The following is a 16,285-nucleotide window of genomic DNA, read 5'->3' as shown; positions in this document are numbered from 1 at the left end:
CCGCCCGGGGGGGGGGGGGGGGGGCACTTTCCCCCACCCCGCCCCTTCCCGTAACCGGGGGCTCCGCCCCCGGACCCCCGGTCCTCAAACGCCGGACGGGCTGGATTTGGCCGGGATGGGTGGGTTTTTCGGGGGCTGCGCCCGCCGACCCCCGGTCCTCAAGCGCCGGACGGGCTCTATTCGGGCGCCGCTGCCTTCTCGCTGAAGATGTCCGGCTCCAGGTAGATGACCCTGGCGATCGGCACGGCCTCGCGGATGCGGGCCTCCGCGGCGTCGATCGCGCGGGCGATCTGGACCGCGGTGTCCTCGCCGCGCACCGCGATCTTGGCGGCGACCAGGAGCTCCTCGGGGCCCAGGTGCAGGGTGCGCATGTGGATGACCGCGGTGACCGACTCGCCGTCGACGACCGCGGCGCGGATCTTGGTGACGTCCTCCGGGCCGGCGGCCTCGCCCAGCAGGAGCGACTTCGTCTCGGCGGCCAGGACCAGCGCGATCAGGACGAGCAGGGCGCCGATGCACAGCGTGCCGATGCCGTCCCAGACGCCGTCACCGGTGACGAGCGTCAGGCTGACGCCGCCGAGGGCGAGGATGAGGCCGACGAGGGCGCCGAGGTCCTCCAGCAGGACCACGGGCAGCTCGGGCGCCTTGGCCGTGCGGACGAACGAGGTCCACGACTGCGAGCCCCGCAGTTCGTTGGACTCCTTGATGGCCGTCCGGAAGGAGAAGCTCTCCGCGATGATGGCGAAGACGAGCACGCCGACCGGCAAGTACCAGTTCTCCAGCTCGTGCGGGTGCTTGATCTTCTCGTAGCCCTCGTACAGCGCGAAGGCGCCGCCGATGGTGAAGAGCACGATGGAGACGAGGAAGGCGTAGATGTAGCGCTCCCGGCCGTAGCCGAAGGGGTGCTCCTCGCTCGCCTTCTTCTGGGCTTTCTTGCCGCCGAGCAGCAGCAGTGCCTGGTTGCCGGAGTCGGCGACCGAGTGCACGCCCTCGGCGAGCATCGACGACGAGCCGCTGAACGCGAATGCGACGAACTTCGCGACCGCGATGGCCAGATTGGCCCCCAGCGCGGCGACGATGGCCTTGGTTCCGCCTGTTGCACTCATGGGTGCGGGATGTCCCTTCCGCCACAGCGGCTTCTTTGCTTTCCCTTTACGGGGTTACGGCCGGTCATTGTCGCAGCCGCCGCGCCCGAGCGCGCGTCAGGAGGCCGCCGTGGCGCGGAAGACCGATCCCTCGCCGCTCAGGTCGACCCGCTCCCCCGCCCGTACGAAGGCGGACTCGCCGCGTCCCAGGGTGGTTTCGGAGCCGTCCTCGCCCCGCAGCCGGGCGGTGCCGGCGGTGCACAGGAGGATCTGGGCGGTACGGGCGTCGAGGGGGTGCGGCGGGGAGCCGGCGGCGAGCGCGTAGCGGGAGAGGCGGAACTCCGGTGCGGGCGTCTCGTAGACCTCGGCGCCGTCGACGTCGGCCTCCGGGCGCAGGACGGCGGGGGCGGTCGCCTCGAAGCGGACGACGCGCAGCAGCTCGGGGACGTCGACGTGCTTGGGGGTCAGGCCGCAGCGCAGCACGTTGTCGGAGTTGGCCATGATCTCGATGCCCAGGCCCTCGAGGTAGGCGTGCGGGACTCCGGCCCCCAGGTAGAGGGCCTCGCCGGGCTGGAGGCGGACGTGGTTGAGGAGCATGGCGGCGATGACGCCGGGGTCGCCGGGGTAGTGCCGGGCGAGGGAGGCGTAGGCGGCGTACGCGGCGCGGTGCGGGCCGTCGTGGTCGGCGAGGCGCCGGGCGGCGTCCGCGGCCTGGCCGACCGTCTCGGCCATGGCGGTGCGCTCGGCGCTGAGCACGGCGGTGAGGACCTCGCGCAGGGCGGCGCTCTCGGGGTGGGCGTGCAGGAGGTCGACGTAGGGCTTGAGGGGGTCGACGTCGAGCGCGGCGAGGAGTTCGGCGGTGGCGTCGGGGGCGCGGAAGCCGCAGAGACCGTCGAAGGGTGTCAGGGCGCAGATGAGCTCGGGCTTGTGGCCGGCGTCCTTGTAGTTGCGGTGCGGGGCGTCGAGCGGGATGCCGCGTGCCTCTTCGTCGGCGAAGCCGGCCCGGGCCTGGTCGGGGTCGGGGTGGACCTGGAGGGAGAGCGGGTCGGCTGCCGCGAGGACCTTGAGGAGGAACGGCAGGGCGGGGCCGAAGCGCCGCGCGGTGTCGGCGCCGAGCTCGCCCTCGGGGTCGGCGGCGATGACGTCGCCGAGCGGGAGGGGGCCGGTGCCGCGGTCGATGCGGGAGGGTGCCGCGGGGTGGGCGCCCATCCACAGCTCGGCCTGGGGTTCGCCGGTGGGCGGGACACCGAGGAGCTCGGGGATCGCGGTGGTGGAGCCCCAGGCGTAGGGGCGCACGGTGTTGACGAGGCGGTCCATGGGGCGGTTCCTGACTGTCGGCGCTGTGACGCGGCTCTGCTCGCTGCCTGGGCTCCGGTGCTTGCGGGTGTGCACGGGCGGGTTTACAGGGGTGTTTACGGCAGTGTTTACGGGGTGGAGGCGAGCGCCAGGTAGACGGCGGCGAAGTCCGTGATGGCCAGGAGCTCGGCGACGGTCTCCAGGGGGCTGCTGTCCTCGCTGGCCTCGAGCTCGCTGACGGGGGTGTCGCGGTGCAGGGCCAGTTCGCGGGCGGCGGGGGCGGGCGAGGTGACGGCCGGTTCGCGTTCGCGGAGCAGGACGACCCGGGCGTGCAGGGCCTCGGGCTCCTCGACCCGGTCACGGAAGAAGTCCTCGGGGTCGGCGCCGGCGGCGAAGGCCCCCGCGAGGAGGGTGCCGTGCGCGGTGAGCGCCTCGGGGAGCTCGGCGACGAGGGCGGGGGCACCGGCGAGGGCGGCGATGACCGTCGCGAAGCGGCGGCCGGCCGCGGCGGCGAGTTCGCCTTCGGTCCAGATCAGCGGCAGGGCATCGGCCAGCTCGGCCGCCAGGGTCTTGGCGGGGTTGCCGTAGGTGGCGATGGCCGGGCCGCAGCGCTCGGCGATGCGGTCGAGGCGGTCGGCGAGCGATTCGAGGGCCGCGGGCGGGGCGTTGAGCATGCCGACGCGGTCCGCGAGGGCGAGCAGCGGGGTGAGCAGGGACCAGAGCGTGCCGGGGCCGGTGGGCAGCACGGGTTCGGGTGTCCCGCCCCGGGTCCCGTTGTCGTTCGCCTCCGCCGCGCCGGGTTCGGCGCCGGCCATGGCGGCCTCGTACGGGGTGGTGCTCAGCGGGATCGCGAGGCCGCGGGCCTGGATGGTGGCCTCGGCGAGCGGGGAGCCGGCCGGGGCGACGCAGACGACGGAGCAGCCGCGCCGGTAGGCCTGTTCCAGGAGCAGGGCGAGGCCCGGTTCCGTACCGTCCGGGCTGGCGACGAGCAGCAGGTCGAGGGGGCCCGTCCAGCCGGGGAGCGTCCAGCGCAGGGCTCCGGGGGCGGGGGCCACGCCTGCCGGGCGGATCAGGGTGACGGGGCAGGTGTCCCCGGCGAGGGCGCCGAGCAGGTCGGCGACGGAACCGCCGGCCGGGCCGGGGCAGGCGACCAGGACGGCGCGTGGGCGGCCGTCCGGTTCGAGGGCGCCGACGCCGGCCTCGGCGGCGTTGCGGGCGGCCGTGCGGACCCGGGCGCCGGATTCGGCGGCGCCCCGGAGCAGGCCGTGGAGATCGGCGCGGGAGAGGCCGTCGGGGTTGTCGAGGAGGGACTCGTCGAACACCGTTGATCAGTCTCCGATCGCCGTGGGGTGCGGGTTACCGGCCGGCAGCAGGACGGGGCGGGCGGCGCTCAGGCGGGGCGGCGGGCCTCGTCCACGAGCAGGACGGGGATGCCGTCGCGGATGGGGTAGGCCAGGCCGCAGCTCTGGCTCTCGCACACCAGCTCGGGGCTCTCCTCGGTGGCGCTCTCCTCGCGGAGGGAGGTGTGGCAGGCCGGGCAGGCGAGGATCTCCAGGAGGCCGGCTTCGAGCGGCATGAGGGTTCCCTTCGGGGATGTGCGGTTCTGTGGGGCCAGCGTAAGCCCTCGGGGGTGTCCGGCGGTTCTTTCCCGCCCCTGCCCGGCGGCCTGTCCTCGGCGCGGCCGGACCGGCCGCCGGCGGACAGGCCCGCCGGGCCCGGTCAGGCGCGGACGATCGCCAGTACCTCGTCGCGTACGCGCGCGACGGTGGCGGCGTCGCGGGCCTCCACGTTCAGGCGCAGCAGCGGCTCGGTGTTGGAGGCGCGCAGGTTGAACCACCAGTCGGGGGTGGTGACGGTCAGGCCGTCGAGCTCGTCCAGCTCGGCGCCCTCGAGGCCCTCGTAGGCGGCCTTGACGGCGGCGGCCCGGCCGATCTGGTCGGCGACGGTGCTGTTGATCTCGCCGGAGGCGGCGTAGCGGTCGTACTGGCGCACCAGCTCGGAGAGCGGTCCGTCCTGGCCGCCGAGCGCCGCCAGGACGTGGAGGGCGGCGAGCATGCCGGTGTCGGCGTTCCAGAAGTCGCGGAAGTAGTAGTGCGCGGAGTGCTCGCCGCCGAAGATCGCGCCGCTGCGGGCCATCTCCTGCTTGATGAAGGAGTGCCCCACCCGCGTGCGGACGGCGGTGCCGCCGTGCTCCTTGACGACCTCGGGCACCGACCACGACGTGATCAGGTTGTGGATGACGGTGGCGCCGGGGGACTTGGCGAGCTCGCGGGCGGCGACGAGCGCGGTGATCGCGGACGGCGGGACGGGCTCGCCGCGCTCGTCCACGACGAAGCAGCGGTCGGCGTCGCCGTCGAAGGCGAGGCCGATGTCGGCGCCGGTCGCGCGGACCTTGGCCTGCAGGTCGACGATGTTCTTGGGGTCGAGGGGGTTGGCCTCGTGGTGGGGGAAGGTGCCGTCCAGCTCGAAGTACATGGGGACGAGGTCCAGGGGCAGCCCGTCGAAGACGGTGGGGACGGTGTGGCCGCCCATGCCGTTGCCCGCGTCCACGACGACCTTCAGGGGCCGGATCCGGGTGAGGTCGACCAGGGAGCGCAGGTGCGTGGCGTAGTCCGCGAGGACGTCGCGCCGGGTGATTTCGCCCGGTGTCGCGGCGGGCTCGGGCGCTCCGGTCTCCGCCCACTGCTCCACGAGGGCGCGGATGTCGGCGAGGCCGGTGTCCTGGCCGACGGGGGCGGCGCCCGCGCGGCACAGCTTGATGCCGTTGTACTGCGCGGGGTTGTGGCTGGCCGTGAACATGGCGCCGGGCAGGTCGAGCCGGCCGCTGGCGAAGTAGAGCTGGTCGGTGGAGCACAGACCGATCTCGGTGACGTCCACGCCGCGCGCGGCGGCGCCGCGTGCGAAGGCGCGGGAGAGCTCGGGCGAGGAGGGGCGCATGTCGTGGCCGACCACGATCGCGCTCGCGCCGGTCACCTGGGCGAAGGCGGCGCCGAACAGCTCGGCCAGGGACGCGTCCCACTGGTCGGGCACCACGCCGCGCACGTCGTACGCCTTCACGATCTGCGACAGATCAGCCACAGCCAACCCCTCCTGGAGTCCGGTTCGGGACAACAAACCTACCTGCCGGGGCCACGGGTCCGGATGCCGCACGGCGTCCGTACGGGGTACGGGCCGTCAGGAAGGCCCGTGCGGGGGGCCTGAAGGGGGGCGGGGGGTGCGGGGGCGTCAGGAGTCCGGCGAGCGCAGCACCCTGAGGTGGCCTCGGCGGGCGACCTCCATCGGGTCCGCGCCCCGGCCGGTGGGTGTGATGCCCGGCGCGGTGCCGGGGCCGGCGGTGCGCTCCTGGGGGCGGGCCGCTTCGCGCACGGCGTTGGCGAGGGCTTCGAGGTCGTCGCCGCTGGGCCGGGCGGTCGTGCTGTCGACGGCGAGGCGGACGACGTCCCAGCCGCGGGGTGCGGTCAGGCGCTCGGAGTGCTCGGCGCACAGGTCGTAGCAGTGGGGCTCGGCGTAGGTGGCGAGCGGGCCGAGGACGGCGGTCGAATCGGCGTAGACGTACGTCAGCGTCGCGACGGCCGGGCGGCCGCACGCGGTGCGCGAACAGCGACGTACAGGGCTCACGAGGTGGGACGGTACCGCACTCTTGAGCGGGCCGCGACGACTCACCCCCGGCTCACTCCTCCGTGTCGTCCCGGTTCGTCCGGTGGACACCCTTTGTCGAACGGCCTGGTCGACCTGGCCCGACCCCCGAAGGCGGGGCCTTGGGAGGCGAAGAAACCACGACCGAAACTGTCACCACCAGGCACACATAGTGTCATTCGGCAGGAGATCGCCGGTCCAGGAGGTGACTGTAATTGATCGCATAGCTGGCTGGAACGCTCATGATGCGACATGCCGTGAGATGGGCCGCTACCGCGTGCGTACCGCCGGGCGGCGGATACCCTCGGGGGTGATGGACAGCCCCGTACCTCCCCATTCCGACGCCGGGGGTGCCGCCGGCCCGACCGGGCCGCGACCGCGCCACCGCGACCGCCACGGACGCGGCATGCGCGGCCCCATCGCGCCCCCTCAGGTGCCGCTGTCGGTCACCCGGGCCGAGGCGTTCGTCGACCTGGTCCACGACTCCGCGGAGCGGCTGGAGCGGCGCTGGCCGCAGCTGGCGGCCGTCGACTTCGCCGTACGCGAGGTGCCGCTGGGGACGGAGCCGGGGCTGCCGGATCCCCTGGACGCCCTTCTCGACGGGGAGAGCGTGCCGCTCGGCCGGTACGTGGCCGCGCACGGCGACGAGCCGGACCGGATCGTCGTCTACCGCCGTCCGGTGGAGATTAGGACCAAGACCCGCGACGAGCGGGCCCTGCTGGTCCACGAGGTCGTGGTGGAGCAGGTCGCCGAGCTGCTGGGGCTCGCGCCCGAATCGGTGGACCCGCGCTACGGGCAGGAGTGAGCCGGCCTCCCGCGCGCCGGCTCTCCCGTCGTACGCCGGGCGTCAGTCGTTCAGCATCGACAGGTCCTGCTCCGCCTCCGGTACCGCCACCGTGGAACGGTCGTCCGCGACCGGCTGGACCGTGAACATCGGGACGCCGTCCTTCGGCAGGGCCAGCATCCGCGAGGCGTGCACCGGACCGCCGGAGACTTTCTCCACCGTCAGCGCGTACACGCCCTTGCCACCGGCCGGCTGCGGCGGCTCCACGGACAGCGTGGTGCCGGCCTTGACGGTGTAGGTCCGGCTGACCGCTGTACCGCCTTCGCTGCCCGCCGACGCCACCACCTTCACCTGCGCGTCCTTGCCGGGGGCGACCAGGGCCAGCGTGCTGCCCTTGGCGCGGTTGTCGGCGACCGTGCCGCGTTCGTTGATCGCGGCCGTGGCGGGGATGAACGCCGTCTCCTGCTTGTCGTCCTTGCCGCGCGTCACGCGCAGCGCCGCCACGACCGGCGCGCTGCCGCGCTCGGCGGTCAGCAGCAGCGAACCCGCCTCGCCCTTGGTGATGTCCCCCAGGTCGACCGCCGCGGTCATCCCGCTCTTGATGTGCAGCGACTCGTGCCCGGCCGGGGTGAGGGAACCGCCCGGCCCCGCGAGCCGCACCTTCACGTCGGCGTCGTCCGTCCCGGGTGCGAAGGCGACGAGCCGCACCGACGTGGCGTCGGCCGGAATGCCGGGCAGCACCACGTCCGGTGACACGTCGGCGGACGCCGGCAGCCAGTCGCCGCCGAGCTTCTCGTCGGACGCCTGCACCGCGGCCCCCACCCGGCCGGAGTGGGCCGCCACGTGCAGGGTGAGGTTCTCCTCCGTCACGTCCGTGAGGGTGGACAACAGAACGGGGACGGTGGAACGCGGCGGAATGTTGACACCGTCCCCGGTGGCGGACTTGATCCTGCCGTCCTTGCCGTACAGCTCGAGGTCGACGACGGCCGCCGCGTCGTCGGGGTTGGTCAAGTGGACGTAGTCCTGGCGGCCCTTGGCGGTGCTCGCGCCGGGGAACCAGAAGGACGTGTCGGGTGCCGCGCACGCCACGCCGTGCAGCCCGCGCCCGCTGCCCGCGGCGACGGTCGTGGTCTGCTGCGCGGTCCAGCCCGGGGCGAGCGGGCCGTCGGCGGTGCCGATGAGGGCGGGGGCGTCGGAGCGGCTCGTGGTCGCGGTGACGGGCTTGCCGGGCTCCTTGAGGGACAGGACGGGCTTGCCCGGATCCTTCGCGTCCTTCTCGTCCTTCTTGGCGTCGGCTTTCTTGCCCTCGTCCTTCTTCGGCTCGTCCTTTTTGGAGTCAGCTTTGTCGGGCCGGGCCGGGCCCGCCGCCGGCAACAGGTCCGCCGCGGACGCGCGGGCCGCGGCGCCCTTCCCGGCCGGGGTGAAGGCGGTGTACGCCGTGTCGCCCACGTCCGAGGAGGTGGGCGCCGGGCACAGCAGCGTGGAGCGCTGGACGGGCATCCGGGCGGCAGTCGTCTTCGTGCCGCTCTCGTCGCCGTCCGAGGGCGGGTTGAGCGCGGCGACGCCCGTGACGACGGCGAGCGACGCCGTGACGGCGAACAGGGACAGGGTGGTGCGCTTCACTGCTGGTCGCTCCCGCCGCGGTAGGGCTGCTGCTGTCCATAGCCGTACGGGTCGTACGCGCCGTCCGCGTAGGGGTCCGCCGGGTGGTGACCTTGCCCGTCGGCCCCGGCCGCCCGGTCCACCTGGCCGCCGCTCTCGCCGTAGGGGTAGGGGGACTGCTGAGGGTACGAGCCGTCATAGCCGGTGCCCGCAGCGCCCATTGCGCCCGTCGCGCCATCTTCGTATCGCTGTTGCTGTTGCTGTCCGTAGCCGTAGCCCTGGTCCCACTCGGCGTACTGCTGCTGGTGCGGCACGGCGGCATAGGGGTCGGCGTCGGCCGCGGCCGGCTGCTCGTACGGGACGTACGGGTCCGCGGGAGGGGGCTCCGGGGCGGGCTGCTGCGGCACCACGGCCGTCGGGGCCGCCGCGCCCTCCGCGGCCGCCCGCAGCCTGCGCGCCCGCCGGCCCTCTCCGGGCGCGGCCTGCGCGGGCACGGGGGCCGCCGGCGCCTCGGCGCCGGCCTCCGGCAGGTCGTCGTCGACCTTCCGGCGGCGGCCCGGCAGGGCGAGGACCACCAGGACGACGGCCAGCAGCGCTTGCGTCCACAGCCACGCGGTGCGGGCGCCCGAGGTCTCGTAGGTCAGGGCGAGCTTTCCGCCCCCGGCCGGCAGCCGGAAGCCCTGGGCCCAGCCGTCGACGGTGACGCGTTCGAGAGCACGGCCGTCGACCGTGGCACGCCAGCCGGGCGCGGCCTTGTCGGCGATCCGCAGCACGCGGTCGCCGGAACCGGCCGGAATCGTGGTGTGCGCCGCGACGGGACCGGCGGCCACCGGCACCGGTGCGGTCGGCCGGCTGCCGTCCGCTTGCCGTGCGCCGCTGACGATCGTGACGCGGGCGACCTGCCGGTCCACCCGCCACAGCGCGCTGTGGTCCTCCTGGCTGAGCCGCGTCAGACCGGGGGTCGCGTCCAGGACGCGGGCCGTCCGGCCGGGCGCGCTGTCGCGTACGAGCACATAGCCGACGGCGTAGTCGGCGAGGCGGCCCGCCTGGTCGGCGCCGGAGCCCGCGGCGAGGTGGGCGACCACGGCGCCCAGCCGCTCGTCCCGGCCGGCGGCGGCCGCCGGCTCGGCGTCGCCCAGGCGCGCGCCCGAGCCGCGCACGAGCGTGTAGGTCAGCCGGCCGTCGGCGCCGCCCAGCATCAGGGTGCGGGCCTGGTCGCGGGTGCTCGCCTCCTCGGCGACGAACGCCGGGACCTGTACGGGGTCGCGCCGCTCCAGCGGGCCGGCCGCGCCGCCGGCCGTCCACACGACGGCGGCGACGAGCGGGGCGGCGCCGGCGGTGAGGGCGATGAGACCGGCGACGGGCTGCCGCCAGCCGAAGCTCTGTGCCGCGACGCGCTCGCGGGCGCCCTCGGCTCCGACGACGGCCGCCGCGATCAGGGCGAGGCCGTAGAGCAGGGTGGCGGGCCCCGCCCAGGCCGAGCCGTTGGCCACCGCCGCGCACAGCAGCCCGGCCAGCGCGGCGGCCCAGGCGGTGCGCACGGCGAGCACGCGGTCGGCGCGCAGCAGGGCGGCCAGCGCGGCCAGGACCACTCCGGCCAGCAGCAGGGCGCCGGAGGTCTTGGGCCCGCCTGGGTCGGCCACCACCAGTTGCAGCGGCGAGGCGCCCGGGTGCCCGTACTCCAGCCCGGCCTCGGTCAGGAAGCGGGCGGGGTCGGTGAACAGCCCCAGCGACCAGGGCGCGAGGACCAGCAGCGGGGTGGCGGCCATCGCGAGCAGGCGCGGCCCGTGCAGGGCCGCCTGGGCGGTGCCGCCGCGCACGCAGTGCAGGGCGAGCGCGCCGAGGCCCAGCAGCAGGGCGAGCGGCCACACCACCGGCGTGAACGCGGTCGTGACGGTCAGCAGCAGCGCACAGGCCCAGGCGGCCCGCCAGGTGGGCCGGGCGCCGGGGACGCGCAGGCCCGTCGCCGCGACGGCCGTCCGGGCCAGGAGCGGCAGCAGGACGGCCAGGACGGCCGTGCCCAGCCGGCCCGTGGCCAGCGCGCCGGTGGCGGCCGGCAGGAAGGCGTAGGCGACGGCCGCCCACGCCCGCAGCAGCCGGGAGTCGATCAGCGGGCGGGAGGCGAAGTAGGCGGTCAGGCCGGCCAGCGGGACGGAGCAGACCAGCAGCAGCGTCAGCGTGAAGCCGGTGGAGCCCAGGAAGAGCGTGCTGAGCGCCGCGAGGACGGCCAGGTAGGGGGGCGCGCCGTCGGTGCTGCCCACGCCGACCGGGTGCCAGCCGTCGGTGTAGGCGGCCCACAGGGCCGAGGCATGGTCGGGTACGGGCAGCAGCGCGCCGCCGGAGAGCGCGCCGCCGCCGAACAGGCCGCGGCAGGCGACGGCGGAGACGAGCAGCAGCAGGGCGAAGAGGACGGGCGCGGGTTTACGGGCGACACGTCTGAGGCGCGCGAACTGCTCGATCTCCAGATAGTCGGCGTCGTCCCCTCCGGGGCCGGATTCGACGGCGCCGTGGCGTCCGGCGGCCGGGAGCCCGTCGTCGCTCCGGCCGCCGAAGTCGCTCACGAGCTGCTCGACGGTGGCGCGGACGGTCGCGCCGGGCGGCGGGAAGAGCGGGCGCAGCTCGCCCGGCGCGGTCCGGGGCTCGCCGCGCCGCTTGCGCGCCGCGCTGATGCGCCCGGGGCGCAGCAGTACGGCGATGAACCCGGCGAGTTCGTCGAGCGCCTGGCCGGGGGCCTTGCCGACGAGGTAGCCGAGGGTGCGCAGCAGGGTGCTCAGGACGAGCCGGAGCATGACGTACGGCAGGAGCGCGCCGCGCGTGTTGGCCAGGAGCGTGTAGACGGCTCCGGCCTTGTCGACGCGGTGCGGGTTGACGGTGTTGCGGCCGACGCAGTCGACGGGGCGGCGCTCGCGGGCGGCGGCCTCGGCGTGGCGCAGGACGGCATCGGGGGCGACGAGCACGCGGTGGCCGGCGGCGTGGGCGCGCCAGCACAGGTCGACGTCGTCGCGCATGAGCGGCAGGCGGGCGTCGAAGCCGCCGAGCTCGTCCCACACGTCGCGGCGGATGAGCATGCCGGCGGTGGAGACGGACAGGACGGCCCGTACCTGGTCGTGCTGGCCCTGGTCCTGTTCGCGGCGCTCCAGGCCGGTCCAGCGGCGGCCGCTGCGGGCGATGGAGACGCCGGCTTCCAGCAGCTGTCTGCGGTCGTACCAGCTGCGGAGCTTGGGGCCGATGACGGCGGCGTCCGGCTCGGCGTCGGCCACGCGCAGCAGTTCGTGCAGGGCGCCCGGCTCGGGTGCGCAGTCGTCGTGGAGCAGCCACAGCCACTGCACGGGTTCGAGGTCGGCGCCGTGGGCGTCCTCGGTCCAGGTGCGCCCGACCGGGTCCCAGCCGCTGGAGCGCCGCAGGTACGGCAGGTCGTCAGCGCCCTGTACGGGGGCCGTGCGCACCGCTTCGGCGACGGCCGCGCCGAAGCCGGAGCGGCGGGCGAGGTGCAGGACCTGGCCGGCGCCGAGGGCGTCGGCCAGCAGCCGCCGGGAGTCGTCGGCGCTGCCGGTGTCGGCGGCGACGGCGTGCTGGACGGGCCGTTCCTGGCCGAGCAGGCCGGCGAGGGCGTCGGGCAGCCAGCGGGCGCCGTCGTGGGCGACGAGCACGGCGGTGACGACGTGACGGGGGAACGCCGGGGGAATGGTGGGGTCGAACATGGCAGGTGCGGGCCCCGGTTCAGTGGAGACTGCAGTGGACGTGTGAGCGCCCGCGCGGGGCGTCGGTACGTCTCGGACGGGCCCCCACACTAGTGGCTGCGAACACAGCGGTCCGCCTCTCGCTTGCGGGGCGCGAGAGGCGGACCGTGCGGTATGAATCGTGCTGCGGGAGTGGGTGGAGCCGACAGCCCCTCAGTCCCCTTGACCGGTCCTCGATAAGACATCTCGTCAGATCATGAAGCCGGTCTCAGACCGCGGCCTTCTTCAGGCGGCGGCGTTCGCGTTCGGACAAACCGCCCCAGATTCCGAAGCGTTCGTCGTTGGCAAGGGCATATTCCAGGCACTCGGAACGGACTTCACAGGCGAGGCAGACCTTCTTCGCCTCACGTGTGGATCCGCCCTTTTCGGGAAAGAAGGACTCGGGGTCGGTCTGAGCGCACAACGCGCGCTCCTGCCAGCCGAGCTCCTCGTCCGCCTCCTCGACCAGCAGTTGCTGGAACAGCTCGGTCATGTGCGCCCCTCGTCTGTCATTGCGTCCCCGTGTGCTGCCGCGCGTCGGATGCGGCAGAACGACACGAGTGAAATTACAAGTGCGCCGATCCGGGGCAGTCAAGCCGGGATCTGCTATTGGGCCCCTTATTCACTCTGCGGAACCAAGGCTGAGCGGAAAGTTGCCAAACCGCCACAAGAGTGGACACTTCTCTCACTCGCCACAAGCGTCCCGTCCCTCCCGCTCACAGAAGAGGACGCGACGCGTGGCAGAGCCGTTGCAGTGGGCTCTGGGCCATCCCCGCCCACACGGGGACAGAACGATGTTTACGACTCCGCTCGCCGCCCCACTGTCCGCACACTCCGAGACACAAACCTTTTGCCCCACTCATTAACCGGACGAGTGAGAAAACGGCACCAAAACGGACACTCGGTTGACACAGGCGCATCGAGCCGGTCTCCTTGTTCGCATGCCAGCGACCTCGCTTCCCCTGGCCTCTGCCATGGGGACTCTCAGCCTGACCCGTGCCTACGGGTCCCGCTGTGCTGTCCAGGCGCGCTGTCGCTGTTCCAGCTGTTGATGCCGCGACGCTTCCGCTCCAGCTGATCCTCCGCCCCTCCGGGGCCTTCCGGTTCTGCCGTCACCGCCGGGCTCGCGCCCGTCGCCGGTGCGTACGTGCCCCCATGCCGCCCCCTTCCTGTCTGCTCCCGCCCGGCACGGCTCCCGCCAGCCCCGTGCCGCCGCCCGCACACCGCCGAGGAACCCACCCACATGAACAGCGACGTCCAGATCGCCGGCGACCCGCTCGCCGTCCCGCACCTGATGCCGCCGCCCGCCGCCCACCCCGCCACCGTCGCCGAGTTCGCCGGCCTGGCCCGCTCCCTGGCCGCCGACACCGCCGCCTGGGCCCCGCTCGTGCGCTACGACGCCGCCAGCCGCTGGTACCACCGGCTGCGCACCGGCCCCGGCTACGAGGTCTGGCTGCTCAGCTGGGTCCCCGGGCAGGGCAGCGGACTGCACGACCACGGCCGCTCCTCCGGCGTGCTGACCGTCCTGCGGGGCGAGCTGACCGAGCGCACCGGCGACGGGCGGCGCCCGTCGCGCGCGCTGGGCGCCGGCGCGCAGCGGGTCTTCGCGCCGGGCTACGTCCACGAGATCGTCAACGACTCTCTCGAGCCCGCCGTGAGCCTGCACGTCTACTTCCCCGGGCTGACCGAGATGCCCATGCACCGGCCGGACGCGTATCAGGGAGTCGCCTCGCCTGTGCGGACGCCGCACGCGCACTGCGGCACGGTGGGCGACGCCCGCTAGAGCGGGCCCTTCTGCGGAGCCGGGGGCCGCTGCTGACAGACTGCAAGCATGCAGCGCATTGTGGTTCTGGCCGGCGGGATCGGGGGCGCCCGCTTCCTCCGTGGCCTCATGTCAGCAGTCCCCGACGCGGAGATCACCGTCATCGGCAACACCGGTGACGACATCCACCTGTTCGGGCTCAAGGTCTGCCCCGACCTCGACACCGTGATGTACACGCTCGGCGGTGGCATCCACGAGGAACAGGGGTGGGGGCGGGCGGAGGAGACCTTCGCCGTCAAGGAGGAGCTGGCCGCCTACGGCGTCGGCCCAGAATGGTTCGGGCTCGGCGACCGCGACTTCGCCACCCACATCGTCCGTACGCAGATGCTCGGCGCCGGCTACCCGCTCAGCGCCGTCACCGAGGCGCTGTGCGCGCGGTGGCGGCCCGGGGTGCGGCTGCTGCCGATGAGCGACGACCGCGTCGAGACGCACGTACTGATCGACGACCCGGAAGGCGACGGCGGACGCAAGGCCGTGCACTTCCAGGAGTACTGGGTCCGGATGCACGCCTCCGTGCCGGCCCACGCGATCATCCCGGTCGGCGCGGAGCAGGCCAAGCCGGCGCCCGGCGTGCTGGAGGCCATCGCCGAGGCGGACGTCATCCTCTTCCCGCCGTCGAACCCCGTCGTCAGCGTCGGCACCATCCTGGGCGTGCCGGGCATCCGGGAGGCCGTCGCGGACGCCGGGGCCCCCGTCGTCGGGCTCTCCCCCATCGTCGGCGGCTCGCCCGTGCGGGGCATGGCCGACAAGGTGCTCGCCGCCGTCGGCGTCGAGGCCACGGCCGCGGCCGTCGCCCGGCACTACGGCTCCGGGCTGCTCGACGGGTGGCTGGTCGACTCCGTCGACGCGGGCGCCGTGGCCGAGGTCGAGGACGCCGGGATCCGGTGCCGGGCCGTACCGCTGATGATGACCGACGTCGAGGCGACGGCCGCCATGGCCCGCGAGGCGCTGGCGCTCGCCGAGGAGGTACGGCGGTGAGCACGCTTCCCTCCTACCGGGTCTGGGCGCTGCCCGGCATTCCCGAGGTGCGGCCCGGCGACGACCTCGTCAAGATCATCGCGGCGGCCGCCGGCGCGGACGGGACGCCCGGTCTCGTCGACGGTGACGTCCTGGTCGTCACCTCCAAGATCGTCAGCAAGGCCGAGGGGCGCATCCTCGCCGCCGCGGACCGCGAGGCCGCGATCGACGCCGAGTCGGTGCGGCTCGTGGCCCGGCGCGGTCCGCTGCGCATCGTCGAGAACCGGCTGGGCCTGGTCATGGCCGCCGCCGGCGTCGACGCCTCCAACACCGCCGCCGGTACCGTGCTGCTGCTGCCCGAGGACCCCGACGCCTCCGCGCGGCGGATCCGGGACGGCCTGCGGGACACCCTCCGCGTGGACGTGGGCGTCGTCATCACCGACACCGCCGGGCGGCCCTGGCGCAAGGGCGTCACGGACTTCGCGCTCGGCGCGGCCGGGGTGCGGGTCGCCGACGACCTGCGCGGGGGCGTGGACGCGTACGGCAACCCGCTCGTCGCCACCGTCGTGGCGACCGTCGACGAGCTGGCCGCGGCCGGCGACCTGGTCAAGGGCAAGGCCGCCGGCCTGCCGGTGGCCGTGGTGCGGGGCCTGGAGCACGTCGTGGCCGGCGCGCGGGAAGAGGAGGAGGTGGGCGCACGGTGGCTGGTGCGCCCCGCCGAGGACGACATGTTCCGGCTGGGGACGTCGGAGGCGGTGCGCGAAGCGGTATCGCTGCGGCGGACGGTACGGGAGTTCACCGACGACCCGGTCGATCCGGGGGCGGTGCGGCGGGCCGTGGCCGCCGCCGTGACGGCGCCGGCGCCGCACCACACGACGCCGTGGCGGTTCGTGCTGCTCGAGTCCGAGGCGGCGCGGGGACAGTTGCTGGACGCCATGCGGGACGCGTGGATCGCGGACCTGCGGGCGGACGGGCGCTCGGAGGAGAGCATCGCCAAGCGGGTGCGGCGGGGCGATGTGCTGCGGAAGGCGCCGTACCTGGTGGTGCCGTGCCTGGTGATGGAGGGGTCGCACACGTACCCCGACGCGCGGCGGTCGGCGGCGGAGCGGGAGATGTTCGTGGTGGCGGCGGGGGCCGCCGTGCAGAACTTCCTGGTGGCGCTGGCGGGTGAGCGGCTGGGGTCGGCCTGGGTTTCGTCGACGATGTTCTGCCGTGAGGTGGTACGGGAGGTCCTGGCCCTCCCGGAGGGATGGGACCCGATGGGCGCGATCGCGGTCGGCCGCCCTGCCGCCCCTCCCCCGGACCGGGCCCCGCGGGACGCGTCGGCGTTCATCGCGGTGCGCTAGCCGGCGGTTTGTGGGCAATCGTTCCGCAGGGCGGAACG

The 16,285-nt window shown here is 74.3% G+C and carries 13 protein-coding genes; 4 read left to right on the top strand and 9 right to left on the bottom strand.

The annotated features are described in order from the left end of the window. Window positions 1-176: 176 nt before the first annotated feature. The 6 genes from ABZ956_RS15150 to ABZ956_RS15125 all read right to left on the bottom strand — a co-directional run bounded on the left by ABZ956_RS15150 (window position 177) and on the right by ABZ956_RS15125 (window position 6,044). Window positions 177-1,106 (bottom strand): cation diffusion facilitator family transporter, encoded by a 930-nt coding sequence (locus ABZ956_RS15150; protein WP_361892431.1) that lies wholly within the window; start codon window positions 1,104-1,106, stop codon window positions 177-179. 96 nt (window positions 1,107-1,202) lie between these two features. Then, complete coding sequence (gene manA / locus ABZ956_RS15145) at window positions 1,203-2,402, bottom strand: mannose-6-phosphate isomerase, class I (protein ID WP_361892428.1); 1,200 nt, start codon at window positions 2,400-2,402, stop codon at window positions 1,203-1,205. A 107-nt stretch (window positions 2,403-2,509) separates the two neighbouring features. Continuing rightward, window positions 2,510-3,703: an SIS domain-containing protein gene (locus ABZ956_RS15140; RefSeq protein WP_361892425.1), complete on the bottom strand. Its 1,194-nt coding sequence runs from the start codon at window positions 3,701-3,703 to the stop codon at window positions 2,510-2,512. Between the two features lie 68 nt (window positions 3,704-3,771). After that, a complete protein-coding gene (locus ABZ956_RS15135) occupies window positions 3,772-3,957 on the bottom strand; it encodes a Trm112 family protein (RefSeq protein ID WP_361892422.1) in 186 nt (61 codons plus the stop codon). Window positions 3,958-4,100: 143 nt separating this feature from the next. After that, on the bottom strand, window positions 4,101-5,459 hold the full coding sequence (locus tag ABZ956_RS15130; RefSeq protein ID WP_361892419.1) for a phosphomannomutase/phosphoglucomutase: 1,359 nt from the start codon (window positions 5,457-5,459) through the stop codon (window positions 4,101-4,103). Between the two features lie 147 nt (window positions 5,460-5,606). Next, on the bottom strand, window positions 5,607-6,044 hold the full coding sequence (locus ABZ956_RS15125; protein ID WP_361892416.1) for a DUF3499 domain-containing protein: 438 nt from the start codon (window positions 6,042-6,044) through the stop codon (window positions 5,607-5,609). Window positions 6,045-6,330: 286 nt separating this feature from the next. Between ABZ956_RS15125 and ABZ956_RS15120 the strand changes: the two genes are divergently transcribed. Beyond that, window positions 6,331-6,822: a metallopeptidase family protein gene (locus ABZ956_RS15120; protein WP_361892413.1), complete on the top strand. Its 492-nt coding sequence runs from the start codon at window positions 6,331-6,333 to the stop codon at window positions 6,820-6,822. A 42-nt stretch (window positions 6,823-6,864) separates the two neighbouring features. Here the strand turns inward: ABZ956_RS15120 and ABZ956_RS15115 are convergent, their stop codons facing one another. The 3 genes from ABZ956_RS15115 to ABZ956_RS15105 form a co-directional block, all read right to left on the bottom strand. Beyond that, window positions 6,865-8,424 (bottom strand): DUF5719 family protein, encoded by a 1,560-nt coding sequence (locus tag ABZ956_RS15115; protein WP_361892411.1) that lies wholly within the window; start codon window positions 8,422-8,424, stop codon window positions 6,865-6,867. After that, window positions 8,421-12,104, bottom strand: coding sequence for a glycosyltransferase family 2 protein (locus ABZ956_RS15110; protein WP_361892408.1), 3,684 nt, complete (start codon window positions 12,102-12,104; stop codon window positions 8,421-8,423). Before ABZ956_RS15110 ends, ABZ956_RS15115 begins: the two co-directional genes overlap by 4 nt. Window positions 12,105-12,351: 247 nt before the next feature. Continuing rightward, window positions 12,352-12,615 (bottom strand): WhiB family transcriptional regulator, encoded by a 264-nt coding sequence (locus tag ABZ956_RS15105; RefSeq protein WP_004952403.1) that lies wholly within the window; start codon window positions 12,613-12,615, stop codon window positions 12,352-12,354. A 750-nt stretch (window positions 12,616-13,365) separates the two neighbouring features. On the opposite strand from ABZ956_RS15105, the gene ABZ956_RS15100 reads away from it, so the two are divergent. The 3 genes from ABZ956_RS15100 to ABZ956_RS15090 are packed head-to-tail and all read left to right on the top strand — an operon-like array spanning window position 13,366 to window position 16,247. After that, on the top strand, window positions 13,366-13,905 hold the full coding sequence (locus ABZ956_RS15100) for a cysteine dioxygenase family protein (protein WP_361892405.1): 540 nt from the start codon (window positions 13,366-13,368) through the stop codon (window positions 13,903-13,905). Window positions 13,906-13,953: 48 nt separating this feature from the next. Next, complete coding sequence (cofD, locus tag ABZ956_RS15095; RefSeq protein WP_361892402.1) at window positions 13,954-14,922, top strand: 2-phospho-L-lactate transferase; 969 nt, start codon at window positions 13,954-13,956, stop codon at window positions 14,920-14,922. Next, window positions 14,919-16,247, top strand: coding sequence for a coenzyme F420-0:L-glutamate ligase (locus tag ABZ956_RS15090; protein ID WP_361892399.1), 1,329 nt, complete (start codon window positions 14,919-14,921; stop codon window positions 16,245-16,247). The genes cofD and ABZ956_RS15090 overlap by 4 nt, the downstream gene beginning before the upstream one ends. Window positions 16,248-16,285: the final 38 nt, after the last annotated feature.

Source organism: Streptomyces sp. NPDC046261, assembly GCF_040646235.1.
Taxonomy (GTDB): Bacteria; Actinomycetota; Actinomycetes; order Streptomycetales; family Streptomycetaceae; genus Streptomyces.
The sequence above is the reverse complement of the archived record's forward strand: the minus strand, read 5'-3'. Positions and strand labels throughout refer to the sequence as shown.

Coding starts and splice junctions, on each gene's coding strand:
- ABZ956_RS15105 (WP_004952403.1), bottom strand. CDS start 12,615: ATGACCGAGCTGTTCCAGCAACTGCTGGTCGAGGAGGCGGACGAGGAG.
- cofD (WP_361892402.1), top strand. CDS start 13,954: ATGCAGCGCATTGTGGTTCTGGCCGGCGGGATCGGGGGCGCCCGCTTC.
- ABZ956_RS15100 (WP_361892405.1), top strand. CDS start 13,366: ATGAACAGCGACGTCCAGATCGCCGGCGACCCGCTCGCCGTCCCGCAC.
- ABZ956_RS15110 (WP_361892408.1), bottom strand. CDS start 12,104: ATGTTCGACCCCACCATTCCCCCGGCGTTCCCCCGTCACGTCGTCACC.
- ABZ956_RS15135 (WP_361892422.1), bottom strand. CDS start 3,957: ATGCCGCTCGAAGCCGGCCTCCTGGAGATCCTCGCCTGCCCGGCCTGC.
- ABZ956_RS15150 (WP_361892431.1), bottom strand. CDS start 1,106: ATGAGTGCAACAGGCGGAACCAAGGCCATCGTCGCCGCGCTGGGGGCC.
- manA (WP_361892428.1), bottom strand. CDS start 2,402: ATGGACCGCCTCGTCAACACCGTGCGCCCCTACGCCTGGGGCTCCACC.
- ABZ956_RS15120 (WP_361892413.1), top strand. CDS start 6,331: ATGGACAGCCCCGTACCTCCCCATTCCGACGCCGGGGGTGCCGCCGGC.